This window comes from Pseudomonas sp. 21 (assembly GCF_000955805.1).
Classification (GTDB): domain Bacteria; phylum Pseudomonadota; class Gammaproteobacteria; order Pseudomonadales; family Pseudomonadaceae; genus Pseudomonas.
In genome coordinates this window covers 740495-760890 of the sequence record NZ_JYOA01000001.1, presented here as the reverse complement: position 1 = coordinate 760890, position 20396 = coordinate 740495, and the positions used below count along the sequence as shown (strand labels likewise).

Sequence of the window (20396 nt, the reverse complement as noted above, 5' to 3'; positions counted from 1 at the left end):
TGGAACTATCCTTGTGCGCATCGGTAAAGGGAGAAATTGAGGAAAAAGGGAGGTTTCCCCCATGCGCTGTCCCGTGACGTTGCCGAACGAGAGCGAGCGGCTGAGCGCGCTCTCCGACTATGGATTCGACGACGAAAACCTGCTGCCGAGCCTGGACCCGGTGGTGCAGATCGCCGTACGCATGTTCGGCATGCCGGTTGCGGCGGTGAACATGATCGGCAGTGACCATGTGTTCTTCGCTGCCGCCACCGGCATCGGCGAAGTGGACATGGGCCGCGACGTATCCTTCTGCGCCCATGCCATCGCCCAGGACGGCGTGATGGTGGTAGGCGACGCCAGCCGCGACGAGCGCTTCCACGACAACCCCCTGGTGACCTCGCCCAATGGCGTGCGCTTCTATGCCGGGGTGCCGCTGCTATCGGTGGAGGGGCAGGCGCTGGGTGCACTGTGCATCATCGATAGCCAGCCCCACGACGATTTTTCCAGCGACGACTGCGAGCGCTTGAAGGAGCTGGCGCGAATGGCCTCCGACCGCCTGGAGCTCCGGCGCATCGAGGTGGCATCGGCACGTACCCGGCCATTGTTCGAAGAGTACGCCGGCACCTCGCCGACGCCAGTCGTGTGGTTCGACTGCTGGGGTGAGATCGGCGCCTGGAACGAGGCCGCCGCCAACCTGTTCGGCTATGACCTCGCCGAGGGCAGCGGGCAGGCTTTTGAGCTGCTGTTGCCCGAGCGCAGCCGCCAGTCCTTCCGCAGTCTGATCAGCGGGGCCAGCGATGCCACCTCCCTGGACGGCATGGCCGTACCGGGAGAAATCGCCGGCTTGCGCAAGGATGGCTCGGAACTGTCCCTGGGCCTGACCCTGTTCAGCTGGTCGGAGCGGGGCAAGCTCAAGTTCGAGGCTGTGCTCAAGGACCTCACCGCCCGTCACCTGGAGGAAGAAGCGCTGCGCCAGTTGGCCAGCGTCGACGTGCTCACCGGGCTGGCCAATCGCGGCCAGTTCTACCGGCGCACCGAGGAAGTGCTGGTGCAGTCGCGGCCGGCGGCGGTGCTGATGATCGACCTGGACGGCTTCAAGGACGTCAACGATTCCCTGGGCCATGCGGTGGGTGACGGCATCCTGCGGCAGGTGGCCGAACGACTGGACCGGCTGGCTACGTCGGGCGCCACGGTAGCGCGAATCGGCGGGGACGAATTCGCCATCCTCGAGCCCAACCTGCTCTCGCCGGAGCATGCCATGCGCCTGGCCCAGGCCGTGATCGCCAGCATCGCCGAGCCCATCGTCATCGATGCCCATGAGGTTCGGGTGGCCGCCAGCTGCGGGGTGGCGCTGGCTCCCTTGCACGCCCAGGAAGCGCTGGAGCTGGTGGGCGATGCCGACCTGGCCCTGTTCAAGGCGAAGATCAGCGGGCGCAGCCACGCCTTCGTGTTCGTTCCGGCACTGAAGATGGAAGCGGCGGCGCGGCACCTCTATGGCATGGAGCTGCACCGAGCTGTGGCCAACGGCGAGTTCCTGCTCTTCTACCAGCCGCAAGTGAGCCTGCGCGATGGCTCGCTGCGCGGCGCCGAGGCGCTGATCCGCTGGCAGCATCCGCAGCGCGGCCTGCTGTCGCCGGCGGCCTTCCTGCCGTCGCTGGAAGGCGGGCCGCTGGCGGCCATCGTCGGGGCCTGGATACTCGATGAGGCCTGCGCCCAGGCAGCCTACTGGCGGCGCAACGGTGCGCCGGACCTGCGCATGGGCGTCAACCTGTTCGGCGCGCAGTTCCGCATGGGCAACCTGGTCACCCAGGTGCTGGAGGCGCTGGAACGGCACGGCCTGCCGGCGGAGGCGCTGGAACTGGAAATCACCGAGAACATCGTGCTCAACCACGACGACAGCGTGCTCAGCACGCTGCAGAGCCTGCGCTCCTATGGGGTCGGCATCGCCTTCGACGATTTCGGCACCGGCTACGCCTCCCTCAGCCTGCTCAAGACCTACCCGCTGAGCCGCATCAAGATCGACCGCACCTTCGTCATCGGCATGCTGGAGACCCAGCAGGACCTCTCGGTGATCCGCGCGATCCTCGACATGGCCCGCAGTTTCGACCTGGAAACCATCGCCGAAGGCATCGAGACCACCGCGCAGCGCGACCGCCTGCGTGCCGAACGCTGCAATGAAGGGCAGGGCTACCTGTTCGCCAAGCCGATGCCTGCGCTGCAGTTCGAGCAGCTGTACGGCCTTGGCGGGCGCCAGGTCGGCCGGGCCTGAGCGACGGATTTTCTGCAGCGACATTGACCGCGCGGGGCGAAACCGTTCGAAACGGACGGTGTCGCCTCGCAAATCGGTTTCCTCCTTTGCCCGGCGCTGTCTACCCTGTAGGACAGATCGCTGCTCTGCGTCTTCGCAAGGGGCAGGGCAACAAAATGAAAAGTACAGGTCGCAGGCTTCTAAGGAGCGCAGATGGCGGAAGCGAAAAAGGGCAGCATGGGATTCTGGAGCTGCACTGCGCTGGTGGTCGGCAACATGGTCGGGTCTGGGGTATTCCTGCTGCCGTCGAGCCTGGCGGCGTTCGGTGGGCTCAGCCTGTTCGGCTGGCTGGTGTCGAGCACCGGGGCGGTGATCCTGGCTTTCACCTTCGCCCGGCTGGCGCGGCTCAACCCCGGAGCTGGCGGTCCATACGCCTATACCCGTGACGGCTTCGGCAGCTTCGCCGGCTACCTCTGTGCCTGGACCTACTGGAAAGCCGCCTGGATCGGCAACGCGGCCATTGCCGTCACGCTGGTGGGCTACCTGCGGGTGTTCATCCCGGCGCTGGCCGACCCGCTGCTGATGGTCGCCACGGCCATTGGCGCCATCTGGTTGTGCACCCTGATCAACCTGCGCGGCATCACCGCCTTCGCCGTGGTGCAGAACTGCCTGACCGCGCTCAAGCTGATCCCGCTGCTGCTGGTGGGGATTCTGGGCTGGTTCCACTTCAACCCCGACTACCTGACCATCCCGGCGCCCAGCGAACTGCCGAACATGGGCTACGCCCAGGCGATCGCCACCACGGCGGCGCTGACGCTCTGGTCCTTCATCGGATTGGAGTCGGCCACCGTGCCGGCAGACGATGTACGCGACCCGAAGAAGACCATTCCCCGCGCCACGCTGTTCGGCACCCTGGCGGCCGCTGCGGTGTACATCCTGTCGATCACTGCCGTGCAGGGCCTGATGCCGCCGGAAGTGCTGGCCAAGTCCACCTCGCCGTTCGCCGATGCCGCGCGCATCCTGCTGGGCACCTGGGGCTATTACCTGGTGGCTGGCGGCGCGGTGATCGCCTGCCTGGGCGCGCTCAACGGCTGGGTGCTGCTGCAGGGCCAGATCCCGGTGGCGCCGGCCCGTGACGGGCTGTTCCCCGAATCCCTGGGCAAGCTCAACAAGAACGGCGCGCCGGCCAACGGCCTGCTGTCCTCCGGGCTGCTGGTGACGGCATTGGTGATGGTCGATGGCCATGGCGAGCTGGTGGAGGTGTTCAACGTCATCATCCTGCTCGGCACCATGACCGGTGTCGTGCCCTACGCCTTCTGCACCGCCGCGCTGATCCAGATGCTGGCGGTGAAGCCGGAGTCCTTCTCGCCGCGTTCGCGCCCGCAGGTGCTGGCGATTGGGTGCCTGGGCTTCCTCTACTCGCTGTGGGCGCTCTACGGCACGGGCCAGCAGGCGATCTTCTGGGGCTTCCTGGTGTTCATGGCGGGTATCCCGATGTACACCTGGCGCCAGTACCGCAACCGCGCGCAGGGGCTGCCGATGGCCGCTGGCGACTGATTGCCGCGGTGGCCGCCTTCCTGCCAGATCAAGCAGTGGGTGAGCGAATTGCGAGCGGATTCACGACCGATGCCGTGGCCTGTGTCACAGACCGCGGCATCGACTTTTGGTCTTGCCTTGTTATAGTGGCGCGATGCCAAAAATCTGTATGCGACACCCATAAGAACTGTTGGCCCGGGCTCCAGCGGCAGAGCGCCGCACCCAGACGAGAAGCAGGGCATTCCCGAGGACATCTCCCGTGACCGAATACAAAGCCTTCCGCGTTGAACTGGCGGACAAGATCGCCCATGTGCAGATCAACCGTCCGGAAAAACTCAACGCGATGAACGCTGATTTCTGGAAGGAAATCATCGATATCTTCCAGTGGGCCGATGAAACGGATGAAGTCCGCGTCGTCGTCCTCAGCGGCGCCGGCAAGCACTTCTCCGCCGGCATAGACCTCGCCCTGCTGGCCCAGGCCGCCAGCCACCTGGGCAAGGACGTCGGCCGCAACGCCCGCGCCCTGCGCAAGACCATCCTGCAGCTGCAGGGCTCCTTCAGCGCCGTGGACAAGTGCAGCAAGCCGGTCCTCGCGGCGATCCAGGGCTACTGCATCGGCGGCGGCATCGACCTGATCTCCGCTTGCGACATGCGCTACTGCAGCGCGGACGCGCAGTTCTCCATCAAGGAAATCGACATGGGCATGGCGGCCGACGTCGGCACCCTGCAACGCCTGCCGCGCCTGATCGGCGATGGCATCATGCGTGAGCTGGCCTACACCGGGCGTAACGTCAACGCCGAGGAGGCGCAGCGCATTGGCCTGGTCAACAGCGTCTATGCCGACCATTCCGCACTGCAGGACGGCGTGATGGAGCTTGCCCGACAGATAGCCGCCAAGTCGCCGATCGCTATCCGCGGCACCAAGGAAATGATCGGCTACGCCCGCGACCACCGTGTCGAGGACGGCCTGGAATACATCGCCACCTGGAACGCCGCCATGCTGCAGTCCGCTGACCTGCAGGCCGCCATGATGGCGCACATGAGCAAGAAGACCCCCGAGTTCGCCGATTGATGTCCGTCCACTCTTCTTGCGCGCAGGAGGCGCACTAGGCCGATGGTTACTGGAGCCACGTCCCTCAGTCTGGTCCGCGACGAGCTGTTCGCGACGATGGAGGAGGCCGAGCAGAATCTCGAGCACTTCATCGCCGAGCGTCAGAACGGCAGCCTGCTGCAACATTCCGTCGATTGCCTGAGCCAGATTCGCGGCACGCTGAATCTCATCGAGCTGGCCGGCGCCGAGCTGCTGGCGCAGGAAGCGCTGGACCTGGCCACCGACATTCCCACCGGGGTCACTGAAGACCGCGACGGCCAACTGGCGGCGCTCGGCAACGCGCTCTATGTGCTGCGCCGCTACCTGGAAAACCTCGAAGCGCACCGTCAGGAAATCCCCGAGCTGCTGCTGCCGGCGATCAACGACGTGCGCCAGGCTGCCGGCCAGCCCGCGCTACCGGAGAGCTTCTTCTTCAGCGCGCGCCTGGACCTGCCGCGCCCGCTGCGCGCGGTCACCGCGCCGCAGGTGGAAGACCCGGCGCGCGAAGTCCGCCGCCTGCGGCAGATGTACCAGGTCGGCCTGGTGGGGCTGATCCGCGAACAGAATCTCTACCCCAGCCTCAAGCTCATGGGGCGCGCGCTGGGCAAGCTCGACTTGCTGCTGGGCAGTGCCGCGCGGACCCGCCTGTGCTGGGTCGGCGCTGGCGCGCTGGAGTCGCTGGTGGATGCGCAGATGCTGCCGCGCAAGACGCGCAAGCAGGTGTTCTCGCGCCTGGATCGCGAGCTGAAGCAACTGATCGCCAATCCGCAATACGAAGCGCCGCGCCAGCTGCTCAAGGAGCTGCTGTACCTCACTACGCTGGCTGACACCAGCGGCGTGCGCGCCACCGAGCTGCGCCAGGTGTTCGGCCTGGCGCCGCTGCCGTTCACCGATCACCTGCTCGAAGACGAGTCGCAGCGACTGTCCGGCCCCGGCCAGTCGGTGATGCGCTCGCTGTCGGTGGCGATCCGCGAGGAGCTCACGGCGGTGAAGGACCAGCTCGACCTGATCGAGCGCGGTGTATCCCAGGCCGATGCGCTGGGCATCCTGCACACCCAGTTGGGCAAGCTGGCCAAGACCCTGGGCATGGTCGGCCTGAACTCTGCCTCCACCTCGTTGCAGCACCAGCACGGCGTCGTTGCCGGCTGGGTCGCCAAGGGGGCGGTGGACGATCCGGCCGCGTTGAACTCCCTGGCCGACGCGCTGCTGTACGTCGAGAGCATGGTCGGCAACCTGGAGCGGGGCGAGCGCATGAGCGCGCGTCCGGCGCCGATGGGCGAGGACGACTCCTTCGCCGTGCACCAGCTCGCCGAAGCGCGCATCGTGGTGATCGACGAGGCCCAGGCGGGCCTGGCGCTGGCCAAGCGCGCGATCACCGCGTACCTGGAATCCAATGGCGACAAGCTGCACCTGGCCAACGTGCCGATCAGTCTGCAGGCGGTGCGTGGTGGCTTGTGGTTCCTCGGTCAGGAGCGCGCGGCATTGCTCGTGGGCGCCTGTGCCGATTACATTCAGGGGCAGATGATCGAGACGACCCAGATGCCGTCCGAGCAGATGCTGGAAACCCTGGCGGATGCGCTGACCGGCCTGGAGTATTACCTGGAGGGTGGAGCCATGATGCGGCCTGAAGGCCAACCCGACGTCCTGGACGTCGCCAGCGAGAGCGTCAAGGCCCTGGGCCTGACGGTGGCTGCCTGATGCGTACCGGGCGTTGGCAATCCTCGATGTTCGAGGTGGCTACGAATGGTGGCTGGGCGCTCGCCCATTGCCAGCAGCAGTTCCTTGCCGACAGCAACGGCGTGCTGTTCCCCCGTGACTGGCTCAAGCGCCAGGACCTTTCCGTGCTGTCCGAGCACGCCGTCGGCCAGTTCGATGGCGAGCCGGTGTACCTGCTGGAAGTCGATCGTACCGATCCGCTGGAGGGCGCCAGCTGGATCGGCCTGCGCCAGTTCATGATGCAGGCCGAGGAAGACATCTTCGCCATGCTCGGCTTCGCCAGCCAGATCGGCATCTGGTGGCGGCAGAACCGCTTCTGCGGCAGCTGCGGCCAGCCCAATCAGCGTATGCCCCGCGACCGCGCCATGCAGTGTGAAAGCTGCGGCATCCAGCGCTACCCGCTGCTGTCGCCGAGCATGATCGTGCTGGTGACCCGTGGCGATGAGGTGTTGCTGGCCCGTTCGCCGCGCTTCGTGCCGGGGATGTACAGCACCCTGGCCGGCTTCGTCGAGCCGGGCGAGTCGGTGGAGCACTGCGTCGCTCGCGAAGTGCGCGAAGAGGTGGGCGTCGAGATCGGCAATATCCGCTACATGGGCAGCCAGCCCTGGCCGTTCCCGCATTCGCTGATGTTCGGCTACCACGCCGAGTACGTCAGCGGCGAGATCGTCATGCAGCCGGACGAGATCGAGGATGCCCGCTGGTTCCATGTCGACGAGCTGCCGCGCCTGCCGGCCGAGCGCTCCATTGCCCGCTACCTGATCGAGGTCTACCTGGCGCGCCGCGCCGGCCGTCCCGATCCCGTCCTGCCCGGCGGCGCCTGAGTCCAGGCGCCGCTCCGGCCTTCCTCAGGCCGCGGCGGTGAACCAGTGCTGCCAGGCCAGGCGCACGGTCAAGGCGAGTACCACCAGGATGAATACCGGACGGATGAACTTGGCGCCGCCGCCAATCGCCGTGCGTGCGCCGAAGTAGGCGCCGATCATCAGCGAACTGCCCATGCACAGGCCCATCAGCCACACCACCTGACCCGAGGCGATGAACACCGCCAGCGCGACGACGTTGCTGACGAAGTTCATGCTGCGCGCCACGCCGCTGGCGCGAACCAGGTCGAGCGGGTACATCAGCAGGGTGCTGACGGTCCAGAAGGCTCCAGTGCCGGGGCCGGCCACGCCATCGTAGAAGCCCAGGCCGAGGCCCTGCGGCCACTGGCGACCCTGGGCGATGCGCGGGTTGGCGTCCAGCGGCGCCTCGGGCGTCTTGCCGAACAGCAGGTACAGGCCGCAACCGAATACCACCACCGGCAGCATGCGGTTCAGCCATTCCGCCGGCATCAGGTGCGCGGCCCAGGCGCCGAGCGCTGCGCCGATTGCGGTGGCGATCAGCCCTTTGCGCCACTGGCGCGGCTGGAACAGTTTGCGGCGGTAGAAGGTGTAGCTGGCCACGGCGGCGCCGAAGGTCGAGCTGAGCTTGTTGGTGCCCAGCGCCAGGTGTGGCGGGACGCCGGCAGTGAGCAAAGCGGGGATGGTCAGCAGGCCACCGCCGCCGGCGATGGCGTCGATGAAGCCGGCCAGGAAGGCAACGCCGGCGAGAATGACGAGGGTGGTCGGGTCTACGACGAGTTCGAAGGGCATGGGGTTGGCCTTGATCGGGGGCCCGTGGCGCCACTCTCTCGTAAAGAGTGGTGCGCGGGAAACGTTAACGGGCCCGAAAGCTGCGACGGTCTGGCTGGCCGCGCAGGTACGCGGTGCGCATAATGCCGGCATTTCTACGAGGAAGGAAATCATTCGATGCAGTACGACGGTCTGGCCTGGGTCGTTGCCATCCTGGCGCTGTTGGCCCTGGTGGTAGCCGCCCGCATTCTGTTCGACCGTCACTGGTTCCTCGGCTGGTTGCGGGGCACGGCGGGGATGCTGTTCGTGGCTGTTGCCGCGCTGGTGGCGCTGGTGGCCTGGGATCTGCGCAGCTACGACCCGCTGCCGGCAGAGCGCCCGCTGGCGACGCTGAGCTTCCACAAGGTCGCCGAGCAGCGGTTTGAGGTGACGCTGCTGCAGGGCGATGCGGAGCGTCGCGTGGAGCTGGCCGGTGATCTCTGGCAGCTGGATGCGCGGGTACTGGAGTGGAAAGGCCTGGCACGGCTGATCGGCATGGCGCCCGGCTATCGCTTGCAGGACCTGTCCGGCCGCTTCCTGGCGGTCGAGCAGCAGTCCCTCGGGCGCAAGGTGTCGCTGGTTTCCGACGCGCCGGGGATCGACCTGTGGCGCTGGCTGCGCGATGGCCAGCATGATCTGCTGACTTTCGTGCCGAAAGCCGGGCGGGTGAACTACCTGCCAATGGCCGACCAGGCGGTTTTCGCCGTGCGCTATGGCGCGGGCGGGCTGACCGCCGAGCCGATGAATGCGGCGGCCAATCAGGCACTCAAGGAGTGGCAGTAATCCGCTGTCTGTAGGAACGAGCTTGCTCGCGAACCCGTCTCACGCTGGCGTTTCATGGTGCGATGCGGTTCGCGAGCAAGCTCGCTCCTACAAAAGGCAAAAAAGGGAGCCGAATGGCTCCCTTTTTCATTTCCGCGATAACGCTTAGGCGAGGAAGCCACCGTCCACGTTCAGCGTCACGCCGGTGGTGTAGCTGGAGGCGTCGCTGGCGAGGTACAGCACGGCGCCGGCCATTTCGCTCGGGTCGGCCACGCGCTTGAGTGGGATGCGCTGCAGGGCAACGTTGCGGATGGCGTCGTTGCTCACCAGCGCCGAGGCGAACTTGGTGTCGGTCAGGCCCGGCAGCAGGGCGTTGCAGCGGATGTTGAACTGCGCGCATTCCTTGGCGAAGACCTTGGTCATGCTGATCACCGCGGCCTTGGTCACCGAGTAGATGCCCTGGAACTCGCCCGGGGTGACGCCGTTGACCGACGCGACGTTGATGATGCTGCCGCCGCCATTGGCCTTCATCAGCTTGCCGCCTTCGATGGACATGAAGTAGTAGCCGCGGATGTTCACGTCGACGGTCTTCTGGAAGGCCGACAGGTCGGTGTCCAGCACGTTGCAGAACTGCGGGTTGGTGGCGGCGTTGTTGACCAGGATATCCAGGCGACCGAACTGCTCGCGGATCTGCGCGAAGACGGCCTGGATCTGCTCCATTTCACCGATGTGGCAGGCAATCGCGGTGGCCTTGCCGCCGGCGGCGACGATCTCGTCGGCCACGGCCTGGCAGCCATCGATCTTGCGGCTGGAGACGATCACGTGGGCGCCCTGTTGGGCCAGCAGCTTGGCGATGGCCTCGCCGATGCCGCGGCTGGCACCGGAGACAAAGGCGATCTTGCCTTCGAGGTCGAACAGTTGGGTCTTGGACATGGAAATTCTCCTTGTTCTGGGGCGCCGTTACAGGCGGGACTTGCCGATGACCTGCAGGCTCACCTGTTCCAGCAGCTTGTTGGCATGGATGAAGGTGGCGAAGCGCTTGTCCTGGGTCTGGCCGTGGAAGAAGCGGTAGTAGATCTGCTGCATGATGCCGGCCAGGCGGAACAGGCCGTAGGTGTAGTAGTAATCGAGGTTGTCGATCTGGATGCCGGCGCGCTCGGCGTAGTAGTCGGCGAACTGCTGGCGGGTCAGCATGCCCGGCTCGTGGCTGGGCTGGCGGCGCAGCATCTGCATCGGCTGCGGGTCGCCCGCTTCGATCCAGTAGGCGAGGGTATTGCCCAGGTCCATCAGCGGGTCGCCGATGGTGGTCATCTCCCAGTCGAGCACGCCGATGATCTGCATCGGGTTGTTCGGGTCGAGGATGACGTTGTCGAAGCGGTAGTCGTTGTGGACGATGCCCGGCTTGTGGTGGTCGGCCGGCATCTTCTCGCGCAGCCACACCTTCACCTGTTCCCAGGCCGGTGCGTCGGGGGTCAGGGACTTCTCGTAGCGATCGATCCAGCCGCCGATCTGGCGCTGCACGTAGCCCTCGGGCTTGCCCAGGTCGCCCAGGCCGCAGGCGTTGTAGTCGACGTTGTGCAGGTCGACGAACTTGTCGATGAAGCTCTTGCACAGCGCGGTGGTCTGCGGCGCGTCGAGGTTCAGTTCCTTGGGCAGGTCGCTGCGCAGGATGATGCCGTTGACCCGTTCCATGACGTAGAACTCGGCGCCGATCACCGATTCGTCGGTGCAGTAGGCGTACGCCTTGGGGCAGTAGGGGAAGCCGTCCTTGAGCTGGTTCAGGATGCGGTATTCGCGGCCCATGTCGTGGGCGGACTTGGCCTTCTTGCCGAACGGCGGGCGGCGCAGGACCAGCTCCTGGTTGTCGTACTGGATCAGGTAGGTCAGGTTCGACGCGCCGCCGGGGAACTGGCTGATGCGCGGCTGGCCCTGCAGGCCGGGAATGTGATCCTTGAGGTAGCCGTCGATCACGGCGGCGTCGAGTTCTTCACCTTCGCGGGAGCGGATGGTCTGGTCGGTCAACGACATGCTGGTCCCTTCTTGTACTGGGCTTGTACGGGTCATCGCACCGCAGCGAAAGCGGCGGGCAAGGGTGGCGCGCAAGGTGGCGTCGTGCTCTGGCCTGATGGGTTGCGGCAGGATCAGGCAAAGCAATGATGGCGCCGGGTGATCATTGGCTAATCTAATGTCGACGTCTGCCGCTCACAAGCACGGCGGGACGTTATTGGCGTTCGTGTTGCACCCCGATCAAGCTGCCTGATCCGGGCCTTGCAGCGGGGCGCGGGCATAAAAAAACCGGAGCCATGGACTCCGGTTTTTCGCGTCGCGCGGGGCTGTTGCCTCGGACTCAGACCGGGAACAGTTCGCCCAGCTTCATCGCCAGCATCATGTCGCCTTCGGCGCGCAGCTTGCCAGCCATGAAGGCCTGCATGCCGTCGGTTTCGCCGCTGGTGATGCCCTTGAGGGTCTCGCTGTCCATGATCAGGGTGACGTTGGGGGACTCGGCGTCGCCCTGTACCACTTCGCAGGTACCGTCCTTGACGACCAGGTAGTGGTTGTCGCCGTCTTCGATGTTGAACTGGAACACCAGATCCAGGCCGGCGGCCGCGCTGGCGTTGAACTTGCTCTTCATGGTGGAAACGATGTCAGCAACACTCATGGTTCTATTCCTTTTCTAGGTTTTCTCGCGCGACGCTCGCGTCGCAATGGGCCGGTTCTCAACGATAGGTGATGAGTTCCGGCGCCTTCAACAGTTCCAGATGCACGTGACTGTTGAAGGAAGCCAGGGCCACTTCGCTGCCGCGGAACTTCAGGCGGTTGAGCGAGGTGTTGACGATCTGCCAGTTGAGCTCGAAGGCGTTCAGCGGCGGAATACCGGTGATCATCTGCAGGACGGCGGTGATGGTGCCGCCGGAGGTGAACACACCGATGTTGTCCTTGCCGCTGGCCGATTCCAGCAGGCGCTTGAGGCCACCGTGCACGGTGTCGAGGAATTCGGCCCAGCTGACCAGGCCGTCCTTGTCGTGGTCGCCGGAAACCCAGCGGGCGATCACGGTGGAGAACAGGCGCTGGAACTCGGCGCGGTGGTCGGCGGCGTTGCGCATGATGTGCAGGGCCTGCGGTTCGATCTCGAGCAGGTCCGGCAGGTGCGCGCGGATCACCGCGTCGGCTTCGAATTCGTTGAAGGCGGAATCGATTTCCAGGGAGGGCGTGGCGATTCCGGCCTCGTTCAGCCGGCCCATCACCGCTTCGGCGGTGTGGCGCTGGCGGCGCAGGTCGCCAGCGACGCAGCGGTCGAAGCGCAGGCCGAGGCTGGCCAGGTGCTCGCCGAGGATTTCCGCCTGGCGCACGCCGGTGGCCGAGAGCACATCGTAGTCGTCGGCACCGAACGAAGCCTGGCCATGTCGAATCAGGTAGATGCTTCCCACGCGCGCGTTCCCGGCAGGGCTGAAAGTTCCGGCGAGGTTATGAGGATCACCTGGGGCTGTCAACGAAAAAACATACGCTTGTTTGAATGGCATTCGCTGGACTGATACAGCGGTTTGCCAGCGCTGGTGGCGGGCCGGCGGCGTGGGTATGCTTGCGGGATTCACAGCGCTTGTCACGCGTGCGCGTACAGAATTGTAAAAGGGGATGTGAGTGGAGTTTCTAGCGGATTACGCAGGTTTCCTGGCCAAGACCTTCACCGTGGTGGTGGCCATCGTGATCGTCCTGGTGGTGATCGCTGCACTGCGCGGCCGCGGTCGTCGCGGCGGCAGCGGGCATCTTGAGGTTCACAAGCTCAACGACTTCTACAAGGAGCTGCGCGAGCGCCTGCAGCACAGTGTGCTGGAGAAAGCCAAGCTCAAGGCCCTGCGCAAGTCCGAGGCGAAAACGCTGAAGGACGCGAAAAAGAAGAAGGGCGGCGAGAAGAATCGCGTCTACGTGCTCGACTTCGATGGCGACATCAAGGCCTCGGCCACCGAGCAACTGCGCCATGAGGTGACCGCGCTGCTGACCCTCGCCACCCCGCGCGACGAAGTGGTGCTGCGCCTGGAGAGCGGCGGTGGCATGGTCCACGGCTATGGCCTGGCCGCTTCCCAGCTGGCACGCATCCGCCAGGCTGGCGTGCCGTTGACCGTCTGTGTTGACAAGGTTGCGGCGAGCGGCGGCTACATGATGGCCTGCATCGGCGAGCGTATCCTTTCCGCGCCTTTCGCCATCCTCGGCTCCATCGGCGTGGTGGCGCAGTTGCCCAACATCCATCGCCTGCTGAAGAAGCACGATGTCGATTTCGAAGTACTCACCGCTGGCGAGTACAAGCGCACCCTGACCGTGTTCGGCGAGAACACCGAGAAGGGCCGGGAGAAATTCCAGGAAGACCTGGAAACCACCCACGAGCTGTTCAAGCGCTTCGTCGTCCACTACCGCCCGCAGCTGGCCATCGACGAGATTGCCACTGGCGAGGTCTGGCTGGGCCAGGCGGCGCTGGGCAAGAAACTGGTGGACGAGCTCAAGACCAGTGACGAATACCTGGCCGAACGCGCCCGCGAGGCGGATGTCTACCAGCTCAGTTACGTGCAGAAGAAGTCCATCCAGGAGCGCTTCGGCGTGGGCGTCAGCGGCGTGATCGATCGCGTGCTGGTGACCTGGTGGGACCGCCTGGGCCGCAGCCGCTTCTGGCAATGATGCTTCTGGCAAAGATTGGGTGTCGGGCGCCGGGATAGCGCCCGTTCTAGCGAATTCGAAAGAGGAGGGTCGAGATGAGTGCATTCAAGGCGTTGTGGGTCACGGAGAGCGCGCATGGCGTGCATGACCTGCAGGTGGCCGAGCGGCAGATTGCCGATCTGCCGGCGGGTGAAGTGCTGGTGCGGGTGAAGTATTCCTCGCTCAACTACAAGGATGCGCTGTCCGCCAGCGGCAACCGTGGCGTCACCCGCAAGTACCCGCACACTCCCGGCATCGACGCCGCCGGCGTGGTGGAAGAGTCCTCGGTGGGCGAATTCGCCGCCGGCGATGAAGTCATCGTCACCGGCTACGACCTGGGCATGAACACGCCGGGCGGCTTCGGCCAGTACATCCGCGTGCCCGCGGCCTGGCTGATCAAGCGCCCGCAGGGCCTGTCGTTGCGTGAATCGATGATCCTCGGCACCGCCGGCCTGACTGCCGCACTGTGCGTCGACAAGCTCGAGCGCGCCGGCCTGACGCCGTCCGCCGGGCCGATCCTGGTCACCGGCGCCACCGGTGGCGTGGGCAGTATCGCGGTGATGCTGCTGGCGCAGCTGGGCTACACCGTGGCCGCCGCTACCGGCAAGCTGGAACAGGCTGAGCTGCTGAACCGCCTCGGCGCACGGCAGATACTCGACCGCGCCACCGTTTCCGACGGCGTCGACAAGCCGCTGCTGCGCGAGCAGTGGGCCGGCGCCGTGGACACCGTGGGCGGCGACATCCTGTTCAACGTGGTCAAGTCGCTGCAGTACGGCGGCAGCGTCGCCTGCTGCGGCCTGACCGCCGGCGCCGCCTTCAAGGCCACCGTGCTGCCGTTCATCCTGCGCGGCGTGAACCTGCTGGGCGTGGACTCGGTGGAGCTGCCGCTGGTGGTCAAGGCATCCATGTGGGACAAGCTGTCCCTGCAATGGAAGCTCGACAACCTGGAGGCGGCGGTGCGCGAGGTCAAGCTCGATGACCTGCCGGCCGCCATCCACCAGATCCTGGCCGGCAAGCTGGTGGGTCGGGTGCTGGTCAACCTGGATTGACGCCCGCGCCGGGCCTGGGTGTCATCCCAGGTCCGGCAGCAGGTAATCCGCCCACAGCGAATCGGCGAACTGGCTTCTGAAGAAGCCGAAGTGGCCGATGCGCTTCACGCCGATATCCTCCGGCGCGATTCTCTTCAGCGTCTTCGGCGAGCCACGATAGAAGCCGTGCAACGACTCGGTGTTGCGCCCGGACATCATCTCGTCGTCGGTGAAGGAGATGGAGGTGATGGGTGTGCTCACCGAGGAGTACGCCTCGCGCACTGCGCCACCTTCCGCGCCCACCGAGTACTCGGGGTCCAGGCACCAGCGTCGCCATTGCTCGATCACCCCGCGCGGCAGGTCCCCGACCACGCCCAGGCGCTTGCCGGGGAAGTAGCCCAGCAGCGGCGTGATGGTTGGCGCCAGCAGGTACCAGAGCAGCCAGGCCTTGTGCCGCAATCCCTTGGTGTTCTCGCGCCAGTAGCCGCTGCCGGTGGCGATGGTGAAGGCGCGGTGGATGCGCTCGTTGCCGCGCACGAAGGGCAGGATCTGCCCGCCCAGGCTGTGGCCGATCCAGTACACCGGCAACTCGCCGGCCGCTTCGACCACGGCATCGAGCATGGCGCTGCAGTCATGGTTGCCCCAGGCGAGGATGTCGACGTCCAGGTCACGCAGGTGCCCGGCGCGGGACTTGCCCATGCCGACGTAGTCGAAGGTCACGGTCAGGTAGCCGCGCTCGGCCAGCCAGTTGGCGAAGGCCGTGTAGAAGCGCTGCTCGACGCCCATGGCGGGGACGATCAGCACCGCTCCGCGGGCTTCGCCGGGCGGGTAGTACCAGTGGCTGGAGAGGCTTTGGCCATTGCCGTTGTCCAGCGGGCGGGGAAGCGGTGTGATCATGGCGCGGTCCCTCAGGCCTGGCTGATGTACATGGTGATGTCGGCGCGGAAGACCTTCTTGTCGCCGACATAGGCGAGCACCGGGACGATGACGTCGCCTTCCTGGTTCCAGTCCACCGCGCGGCCATCGGCCACGGCGCGTACATCACCGTCGGCCTTGGCCAGGTATTCCACGGTCATGCCGCGGGGAATCCAGCGGCGGCCCTGGGGGATCGACACGTCGGTCATGGTCCCGGCGGCCAGTTCGGCAGCGTTGCACAGGGCGATGGCGTGCACGGTGCCGATGTGGTTGAGCACTTCGCGGCGCTTGGGGAAGGTCACTTCCGCGTAGCCTGGGCGCAGCTCGACGAACTGCGGGGCGATGCTGGCGAAGTAGGGGGCGACCTGGCCGATCATGGCGCTGAACTGCGCGGGGCCGGCCTGCTGGTACATTTGCATCATCTGACTCATGGCAACTCCGGGGCAAAGCGGATTGAAGATGGATGCGCGCCCAGGCAGTATACGAAGACTAGAAATTAATTCTAGAAAAATATTCTAGAATTGTGTTCCAGCGGTTTTTCCAACAGGAACCCCATGGCCCGACCTTCCCGCAAAGACGACATTCTCCAGGCCGCGCTGGCCTGCTTCAGCGAATCCGGCGTGGACGCCACCACCATCGAGATGATCCGCGACCGCTCCGGCGCCAGCATCGGCAGCCTGTACCACCATTACGGCAACAAGGAACGCATCATCGGCGCGCTGTACCTCACGGGCGTTGGCCAGTACGCGGCGCTGCTCGATGCCGGAATCGAGGACGGAATGAGTGCGGAGGCCTGCGTGAAGCTGTTCGTCACCTGCTACGTCGACTGGGTGGCGGCCAATCCGGAGTGGGCGCGTTTCATCCTGCACAGCAGGGGGCGCGTCGAGGCCGGTGAGGTGGGCGAGGCGTTGCGCGAGGCCAACCGCGAACAGGGGCGGCGCATTGCCGGGCTGCTTTCCGAGCACCGCAAGGCTGGCGCCTTCAAGGAGCTGGCGCCGGAATTGTTCAATTCGGTGGTGATTGGTCCGAGCCAGGACTACGCGCGCAACTGGCTGGCCGGGCGGACGAAGGTAGACCTGATCGATTGCCGCGATCAGTTGGCGCAGATTGCCTGGGAAAGCGTGCGCGCCTGAGTGTCTGCCGGTCTAGACGGGGCGCCCTCTGTAGGAGCGAGCTTGCTCGCGAACGGTGTTCCCGGCAGTGGCGGCGCTGGGTCGGTTCGCGAGCAAGCTCGCTCCTACGAGGAGCAAAAGAAAAAGCCCCGCGATGCGGGGCTTTTTCATGTCGCTGGATCAGGCCAGCTGGCGGCGACGGAACAGCGGTTGCGGCTGGGTCACCGAGGTCTGGTAGACCTCGCTGAAGTCGTCCAGGCCCGCCAGCGCCGCTTGCGGATCGCGGTCGGCGCGGATGGCGTAGGCGTCGAAGCCGCAGCTCTGCATGAAGAACAGCTGGTCACGCAGGACATCGCCGATGGCGCGCACTTCGCCCTTGTAGCCGAAGCGCTCGCGCAGCAGGCGCGCGGTGCTGAAGCCGCGGCCGTCGGTGAAGGCCGGGAAGTTCACGGCGATCACCTTGAAGTGGTCCAGGTCGCCGGCGATGGCTTCGGGCTCTTCGTCCGCATCCAGCCAGACGCCCAGGCCGCCGTCGCGGCCGCGCAGGGCCGGGCCGTGCTCCAGCCACAGGTTCAGCGGGATGATCACGTCGTCGCAGTTGGGCACGGTCTCGAGGGTCGCGTCCTTGGGCAGCAGGTGCCAGCGGTCGTCGACGACCTCGCGGTGCTTAATGATTCGCTGCATATACGCGCTCCTTGAAGGGGTCGATGCCGATGCGACGGTAGGTATCGAGGAAACGTTCCTCTTCGGTGCGCTGTTCCACGTAGACCTTGATGATCTTCTCGATCACGTCGGCCATCTGCTCCTGGGCGAAGGACGGGCCGAGGATCTGTGCCAGGCTGGCGTCGCGGCTGGCGCTGCCGCCGAGGGAGACCTGGTAGAACTCCTCGCCCTTCTTGTCCACGCCGAGGATGCCGATATGGCCGACGTGGTGGTGGCCGCAGGCGTTCATGCAACCGGAGATGTTCAGGTCGATGGCGCCGATGTCGAACAGGTAGTCCAGGTCGTCGAAGCGACGCTGGATGGCTTCGGCCACCGGGATCGACTTGGCGTTGGCCAGGGAGCAGAAGTCACCGCCCGGGCAGCAGATGAGGTCGGTCAGCAGGCCCACGTTCGGGGTGGCGAAACCGTTCTCGCGCAGTTCGCCCCAGAGGGTGAACAGCTGCGCCTGCTCGACGTCGGCGAGGATGATGTTCTGGTTATGGCTGTTGCGCACTTCGCCGAAGCTGTAGCGGTCGGCCAGGTCGGCGACCACGTCCAGCTGCTTGTCGGTGATGTCGCCGGGCGCAACGCCCGTGGGCTTGAGCGACAGGGTTACGGCGACGTAGCCGGGCTTCTTGTGGGCGAAGGTGTTGCGGCTGCGCCAGCGGGCGAAGCCGGGGTTCTCGGCGTCGAGCTGGGCGAGGGCGGCGTCCTGGTTTTCCAGGGCCTGGTAGGCCGGGTCGACGAAGTGCGCGGCCACGCGCTGCAGCTCGGCGTCGGTCAGGGTGCTCGGGCCGTCCTTCAGGTTCGCCCATTCGGCGTCGACCTTCTGGGCGAAGACTTCCGGCGTCAGCGCTTTCACCAGGATCTTGATGCGCGCCTTGTACTTGTTGTCCCGACGGCCATAGCGGTTGTACACGCGCAGGATGGCGTCCAGGTAGGACAGCAGGTGCTTCCACGGCAGGAATTCATTGATGAAGTTGCCGACGATCGGGGTACGGCCCAGGCCGCCGCCGACGGACACGCGGAAGCCCAGCTCGCCGGCTTCGTTCTGCACTGCTTCCAGGCCGATGTCGTGCACCTCGATGGCGGCACGGTCGCTCACGGCGCCGTTGACGGCGATCTTGAACTTGCGCGGCAGGTGGGCGAATTCGGGGTGGAAGGTCGACCACTGGCGGATGATCTCGCACCAGGGGCGCGGATCGACCAGCTCGTCATGGGCGACGCCGGCGAACTGGTCGGTGGTGGTGTTGCGGATGCAGTTGCCGCTGGTCTGGATCGCGTGCATCTGCACGGTGGCCAGCTCGGCGAGGATTTCCGGCACGTCCTCCAGTTCCGGCCAGTTGTACTGGACGTTCTGGCGGGTGCTGATGTGCGCGTAGCCCTTGTCGTAGTCGCGGGCGATCTGCGCCAGCTTGCGAACCTGCTGGGAGTTCAGCAGGCCGTAAGGCACGGCCACGCGCAGCATGGGCGCATAGCGCTGGATGTACAGGCCATTCTGCAGACGCAGCGGGCGGAATTCCTCGCCGGTCAGTTCGCCCGCCAGGTAACGGTGGGTCTGATCGCGGAACTGCTTGACGCGATCCTCTACGATCCTTTGATCGTATTCGTCATATACGTACATGAATCATCCTGCTGTCAGGCTATAGCGCTCAGGGCGTACTGCGTTTCCCAGCGCGCACGGCAACGCGCTCCACGCGGAGTGGGGCGCACGATACCAGTTCGGGAATATGCGCAAAAGTGATGTTTGAGTATATGGCGAGAACTTTCGGATCTAAGCCGCGCCAGGCCTGAGGCTCAGGCGGGGCGGGGGCTTGCGCCGGTGCCTGGGCTCGCCGTTGCGGCGCTGCCCTTTATACCCATTTCAAACGGCAGCGACGCAATGGGCAGTCGATCAGGCTTCGCGGCCGTGGGCGGCATCTCGCAGTTGCGAGGTGTCGACGCGGACGAAGATCGAATCGCCGATGCAGGTCAGCACGTCGCCGGCGTAGACCTCGCAGATGATCCGGCTCTTGCGGCCGACTTCGCCCTCGACATGCGCCTTGAGGGTCAGCGGCACGCCCATGGGCGTGGGCTTGATGTACTTGATGCCCAGGTTGCCGGTGACGCAGTCGATGCGCGGCAGGCTGCCCGGCTCGCGGCCTTCGGCACGGTAGTGGTAGGCCATGGCGGTCCAGTTCGAGTGGCAGTCCACCAGCATGGCGATCAGGCCGCCGTAGACCAGTTCCGGCCAGCCGCAGTACTTGGCTTCGGGCAGGTGCTCGGCGACGACGTGGACGCCGTCTTCGTGCCAGCGGCTCTTGATGTGCAGCCCGTGCGGGTTGCTGCCGCCGCAGCCATAGCAGACGCCTTCCGGCGCGACCCGGTCTTGCAGCGAATCGAGAGGTTGCAGTGAATCGACTTGCATGGCCCTTCCTTGTTCTTGTCTTCTGTTCGTGTCGAGGACGCAGCCTAACGGCATTCGCCTGGGCGCGAAAAGGGCGGGCCTGCTTGAGGGGAGGGCGGGGCTGGTCTTAACTCTTGCCTGTGGTCCTTCAGCCAATAACGAGAAGATGGGGGAAACATGAGCGAAGAAACGTCGAACAAGACCAGCGACAGCGTCGTCGATGCCCGCGCCGCGTTCATCCTGATCCTGCTGGTGGTTGCCACCGCCGTATTCTGGGTCAGCCATCAGTGACAGCGGTGCCGGCGGGTCGTCCTGCGGCCCGCCCGGTACCTCATCCCGCCGCCGGCTCTACTAGAGCCCGGCAAAATGCAGCACCAATTGCACCAGCCCGTAGAGCAGCAGCACGAAGACCAGCGTGAAGAGAATGCCCATGGCGATGAAGTGACTGGGCTTGCCGTGGGTGAAGTCGCGCGCCCGGTTGCGCCCGCTCTGCACGCCGAAGGCCGCGGCCAGCACGCTGTGCAGCATCTGCCAGAAGCTCGGCGGCTTGTTCTGTTGCTCGTCCATCGTTGGTCCTCCTTTTGCCTGCA

The 20396-nt window shown here is 65.6% G+C and carries 20 protein-coding genes; 9 read left to right on the top strand and 11 right to left on the bottom strand.

Annotated elements, in window-relative coordinates:
* The first annotated feature begins 61 nt into the window (after positions 1 to 61).
* From UB43_RS03280 to nudC, 5 genes are all read left to right on the top strand, one after another.
* Positions 62 to 2248, top strand: a complete 2187-nt coding sequence (locus UB43_RS03280; protein ID WP_045208364.1) for a bifunctional diguanylate cyclase/phosphodiesterase — start codon at positions 62 to 64, stop codon at positions 2246 to 2248.
* A gap of 192 nt (positions 2249 to 2440) precedes the next feature.
* Complete coding sequence (locus tag UB43_RS03275) at positions 2441 to 3784, top strand: amino acid permease (RefSeq protein WP_045208363.1); 1344 nt, start codon at positions 2441 to 2443, stop codon at positions 3782 to 3784.
* 238 nt (positions 3785 to 4022) lie between these two features.
* Positions 4023 to 4835 (top strand): crotonase/enoyl-CoA hydratase family protein, encoded by an 813-nt coding sequence (locus UB43_RS03270; protein ID WP_045208362.1) that lies wholly within the window; start codon positions 4023 to 4025, stop codon positions 4833 to 4835.
* Positions 4836 to 4877: 42 nt separating this feature from the next.
* Positions 4878 to 6551 carry a hypothetical protein gene (locus UB43_RS03265; RefSeq protein ID WP_045208361.1) on the top strand — a complete coding sequence of 558 codons (1674 nt, stop codon included), beginning with the start codon at positions 4878 to 4880 and terminating at the stop codon, positions 6549 to 6551.
* Entirely contained in the window at positions 6551 to 7390 is an 840-nt protein-coding gene (nudC, locus tag UB43_RS03260; RefSeq protein ID WP_045208360.1) for an NAD(+) diphosphatase, read from the top strand. Before UB43_RS03265 ends, nudC begins: the two co-directional genes overlap by 1 nt.
* A gap of 24 nt (positions 7391 to 7414) precedes the next feature.
* On the opposite strand, the gene UB43_RS03255 is transcribed toward nudC, so the two are convergent.
* On the bottom strand, positions 7415 to 8197 hold the full coding sequence (locus tag UB43_RS03255) for a TSUP family transporter (protein ID WP_045208357.1): 783 nt from the start codon (positions 8195 to 8197) through the stop codon (positions 7415 to 7417).
* A 156-nt stretch (positions 8198 to 8353) separates the two neighbouring features.
* Between UB43_RS03255 and UB43_RS03250 the strand changes: the two genes are divergently transcribed.
* Complete coding sequence (locus UB43_RS03250; protein WP_045208356.1) at positions 8354 to 8998, top strand: hypothetical protein; 645 nt, start codon at positions 8354 to 8356, stop codon at positions 8996 to 8998.
* A 144-nt stretch (positions 8999 to 9142) separates the two neighbouring features.
* Here the strand turns inward: UB43_RS03250 and UB43_RS03245 are convergent, their stop codons facing one another.
* From UB43_RS03245 to UB43_RS03230, 4 genes are all read right to left on the bottom strand, one after another.
* On the bottom strand, positions 9143 to 9910 hold the full coding sequence (locus UB43_RS03245; RefSeq protein ID WP_045208354.1) for an SDR family oxidoreductase: 768 nt from the start codon (positions 9908 to 9910) through the stop codon (positions 9143 to 9145).
* A gap of 27 nt (positions 9911 to 9937) precedes the next feature.
* On the bottom strand, positions 9938 to 11005 hold the full coding sequence (locus UB43_RS03240) for a phosphotransferase family protein (RefSeq protein WP_045208351.1): 1068 nt from the start codon (positions 11003 to 11005) through the stop codon (positions 9938 to 9940).
* A 319-nt stretch (positions 11006 to 11324) separates the two neighbouring features.
* A complete protein-coding gene (locus UB43_RS03235; RefSeq protein WP_017519529.1) occupies positions 11325 to 11636 on the bottom strand; it encodes an SCP2 sterol-binding domain-containing protein in 312 nt (103 codons plus the stop codon).
* 58 nt (positions 11637 to 11694) lie between these two features.
* A complete protein-coding gene (locus UB43_RS03230) occupies positions 11695 to 12405 on the bottom strand; it encodes a histidine phosphatase family protein (RefSeq protein WP_045208349.1) in 711 nt (236 codons plus the stop codon).
* A gap of 211 nt (positions 12406 to 12616) precedes the next feature.
* Between UB43_RS03230 and sohB the strand changes: the two genes are divergently transcribed.
* Positions 12617 to 13645 (top strand): protease SohB, encoded by a 1029-nt coding sequence (sohB, locus tag UB43_RS03225; RefSeq protein ID WP_045208347.1) that lies wholly within the window; start codon positions 12617 to 12619, stop codon positions 13643 to 13645.
* Positions 13646 to 13719: 74 nt separating this feature from the next.
* The gene (locus UB43_RS03220) at positions 13720 to 14712 is read left to right on the top strand and encodes a YhdH/YhfP family quinone oxidoreductase (protein ID WP_045208345.1); all 993 of its coding nucleotides are present in this window, start codon (positions 13720 to 13722) and stop codon (positions 14710 to 14712) included.
* A gap of 21 nt (positions 14713 to 14733) precedes the next feature.
* Here UB43_RS03220 and UB43_RS03215 read toward each other — a convergent pair whose 3' ends face one another.
* Together UB43_RS03215 and UB43_RS03210 are read right to left on the bottom strand one after the other, a co-directional pair.
* A complete protein-coding gene (locus UB43_RS03215; protein WP_045208343.1) occupies positions 14734 to 15588 on the bottom strand; it encodes an alpha/beta fold hydrolase in 855 nt (284 codons plus the stop codon).
* Between the two features lie 11 nt (positions 15589 to 15599).
* Entirely contained in the window at positions 15600 to 16037 is a 438-nt protein-coding gene (locus UB43_RS03210; protein ID WP_045208340.1) for a hotdog fold domain-containing protein, read from the bottom strand.
* Between the two features lie 123 nt (positions 16038 to 16160).
* Here UB43_RS03210 and UB43_RS03205 point away from each other — a divergent pair, with 123 nt between their 5' ends.
* A complete protein-coding gene (locus UB43_RS03205) occupies positions 16161 to 16739 on the top strand; it encodes a TetR/AcrR family transcriptional regulator (RefSeq protein WP_045208338.1) in 579 nt (192 codons plus the stop codon).
* Positions 16740 to 16898: 159 nt separating this feature from the next.
* Here the strand turns inward: UB43_RS03205 and UB43_RS03200 are convergent, their stop codons facing one another.
* The 4 genes from UB43_RS03200 to UB43_RS03185 all read right to left on the bottom strand — a co-directional run bounded on the left by UB43_RS03200 (position 16899) and on the right by UB43_RS03185 (position 20373).
* Positions 16899 to 17402, bottom strand: a complete 504-nt coding sequence (locus tag UB43_RS03200) for a DUF934 domain-containing protein (protein WP_045208336.1) — start codon at positions 17400 to 17402, stop codon at positions 16899 to 16901.
* Entirely contained in the window at positions 17386 to 19044 is a 1659-nt protein-coding gene (locus tag UB43_RS03195; protein ID WP_045208334.1) for a nitrite/sulfite reductase, read from the bottom strand. The genes UB43_RS03200 and UB43_RS03195 overlap by 17 nt, the downstream gene beginning before the upstream one ends.
* Before the next feature lie 270 nt (positions 19045 to 19314).
* The gene (locus UB43_RS03190; RefSeq protein WP_045208332.1) at positions 19315 to 19827 is read right to left on the bottom strand and encodes a PaaI family thioesterase; all 513 of its coding nucleotides are present in this window, start codon (positions 19825 to 19827) and stop codon (positions 19315 to 19317) included.
* A gap of 330 nt (positions 19828 to 20157) precedes the next feature.
* Positions 20158 to 20373, bottom strand: a complete 216-nt coding sequence (locus UB43_RS03185) for a DUF2970 domain-containing protein (RefSeq protein WP_045208331.1) — start codon at positions 20371 to 20373, stop codon at positions 20158 to 20160.
* Between the last annotated feature and the right edge of the window lie 23 nt (positions 20374 to 20396).

Bases quoted from the DNA above. Each gene is read 5' to 3' on its own strand.
- UB43_RS03200 (WP_045208336.1), bottom strand. From the start codon at position 17,402: ATGCAGCGAATCATTAAGCACCGCGAGGTCGTCGACGACCGCTGGCAC.
- UB43_RS03220 (WP_045208345.1), top strand. From the start codon at position 13,720: ATGAGTGCATTCAAGGCGTTGTGGGTCACGGAGAGCGCGCATGGCGTG.
- UB43_RS03235 (WP_017519529.1), bottom strand. From the start codon at position 11,636: ATGAGTGTTGCTGACATCGTTTCCACCATGAAGAGCAAGTTCAACGCC.
- UB43_RS03255 (WP_045208357.1), bottom strand. From the start codon at position 8,197: ATGCCCTTCGAACTCGTCGTAGACCCGACCACCCTCGTCATTCTCGCC.
- UB43_RS03215 (WP_045208343.1), bottom strand. From the start codon at position 15,588: ATGATCACACCGCTTCCCCGCCCGCTGGACAACGGCAATGGCCAAAGC.
- UB43_RS03275 (WP_045208363.1), top strand. From the start codon at position 2,441: ATGGCGGAAGCGAAAAAGGGCAGCATGGGATTCTGGAGCTGCACTGCG.
- UB43_RS03265 (WP_045208361.1), top strand. From the start codon at position 4,878: ATGGTTACTGGAGCCACGTCCCTCAGTCTGGTCCGCGACGAGCTGTTC.
- UB43_RS03190 (WP_045208332.1), bottom strand. From the start codon at position 19,827: ATGCAAGTCGATTCACTGCAACCTCTCGATTCGCTGCAAGACCGGGTC.
- UB43_RS03280 (WP_045208364.1), top strand. From the start codon at position 62: ATGCGCTGTCCCGTGACGTTGCCGAACGAGAGCGAGCGGCTGAGCGCG.
- UB43_RS03245 (WP_045208354.1), bottom strand. From the start codon at position 9,910: ATGTCCAAGACCCAACTGTTCGACCTCGAAGGCAAGATCGCCTTTGTC.
- UB43_RS03195 (WP_045208334.1), bottom strand. From the start codon at position 19,044: ATGTACGTATATGACGAATACGATCAAAGGATCGTAGAGGATCGCGTC.
- UB43_RS03240 (WP_045208351.1), bottom strand. From the start codon at position 11,005: ATGTCGTTGACCGACCAGACCATCCGCTCCCGCGAAGGTGAAGAACTC.
- UB43_RS03185 (WP_045208331.1), bottom strand. From the start codon at position 20,373: ATGGACGAGCAACAGAACAAGCCGCCGAGCTTCTGGCAGATGCTGCAC.
- nudC (WP_045208360.1), top strand. From the start codon at position 6,551: ATGCGTACCGGGCGTTGGCAATCCTCGATGTTCGAGGTGGCTACGAAT.
- UB43_RS03205 (WP_045208338.1), top strand. From the start codon at position 16,161: ATGGCCCGACCTTCCCGCAAAGACGACATTCTCCAGGCCGCGCTGGCC.
- UB43_RS03210 (WP_045208340.1), bottom strand. From the start codon at position 16,037: ATGAGTCAGATGATGCAAATGTACCAGCAGGCCGGCCCCGCGCAGTTC.
- UB43_RS03250 (WP_045208356.1), top strand. From the start codon at position 8,354: ATGCAGTACGACGGTCTGGCCTGGGTCGTTGCCATCCTGGCGCTGTTG.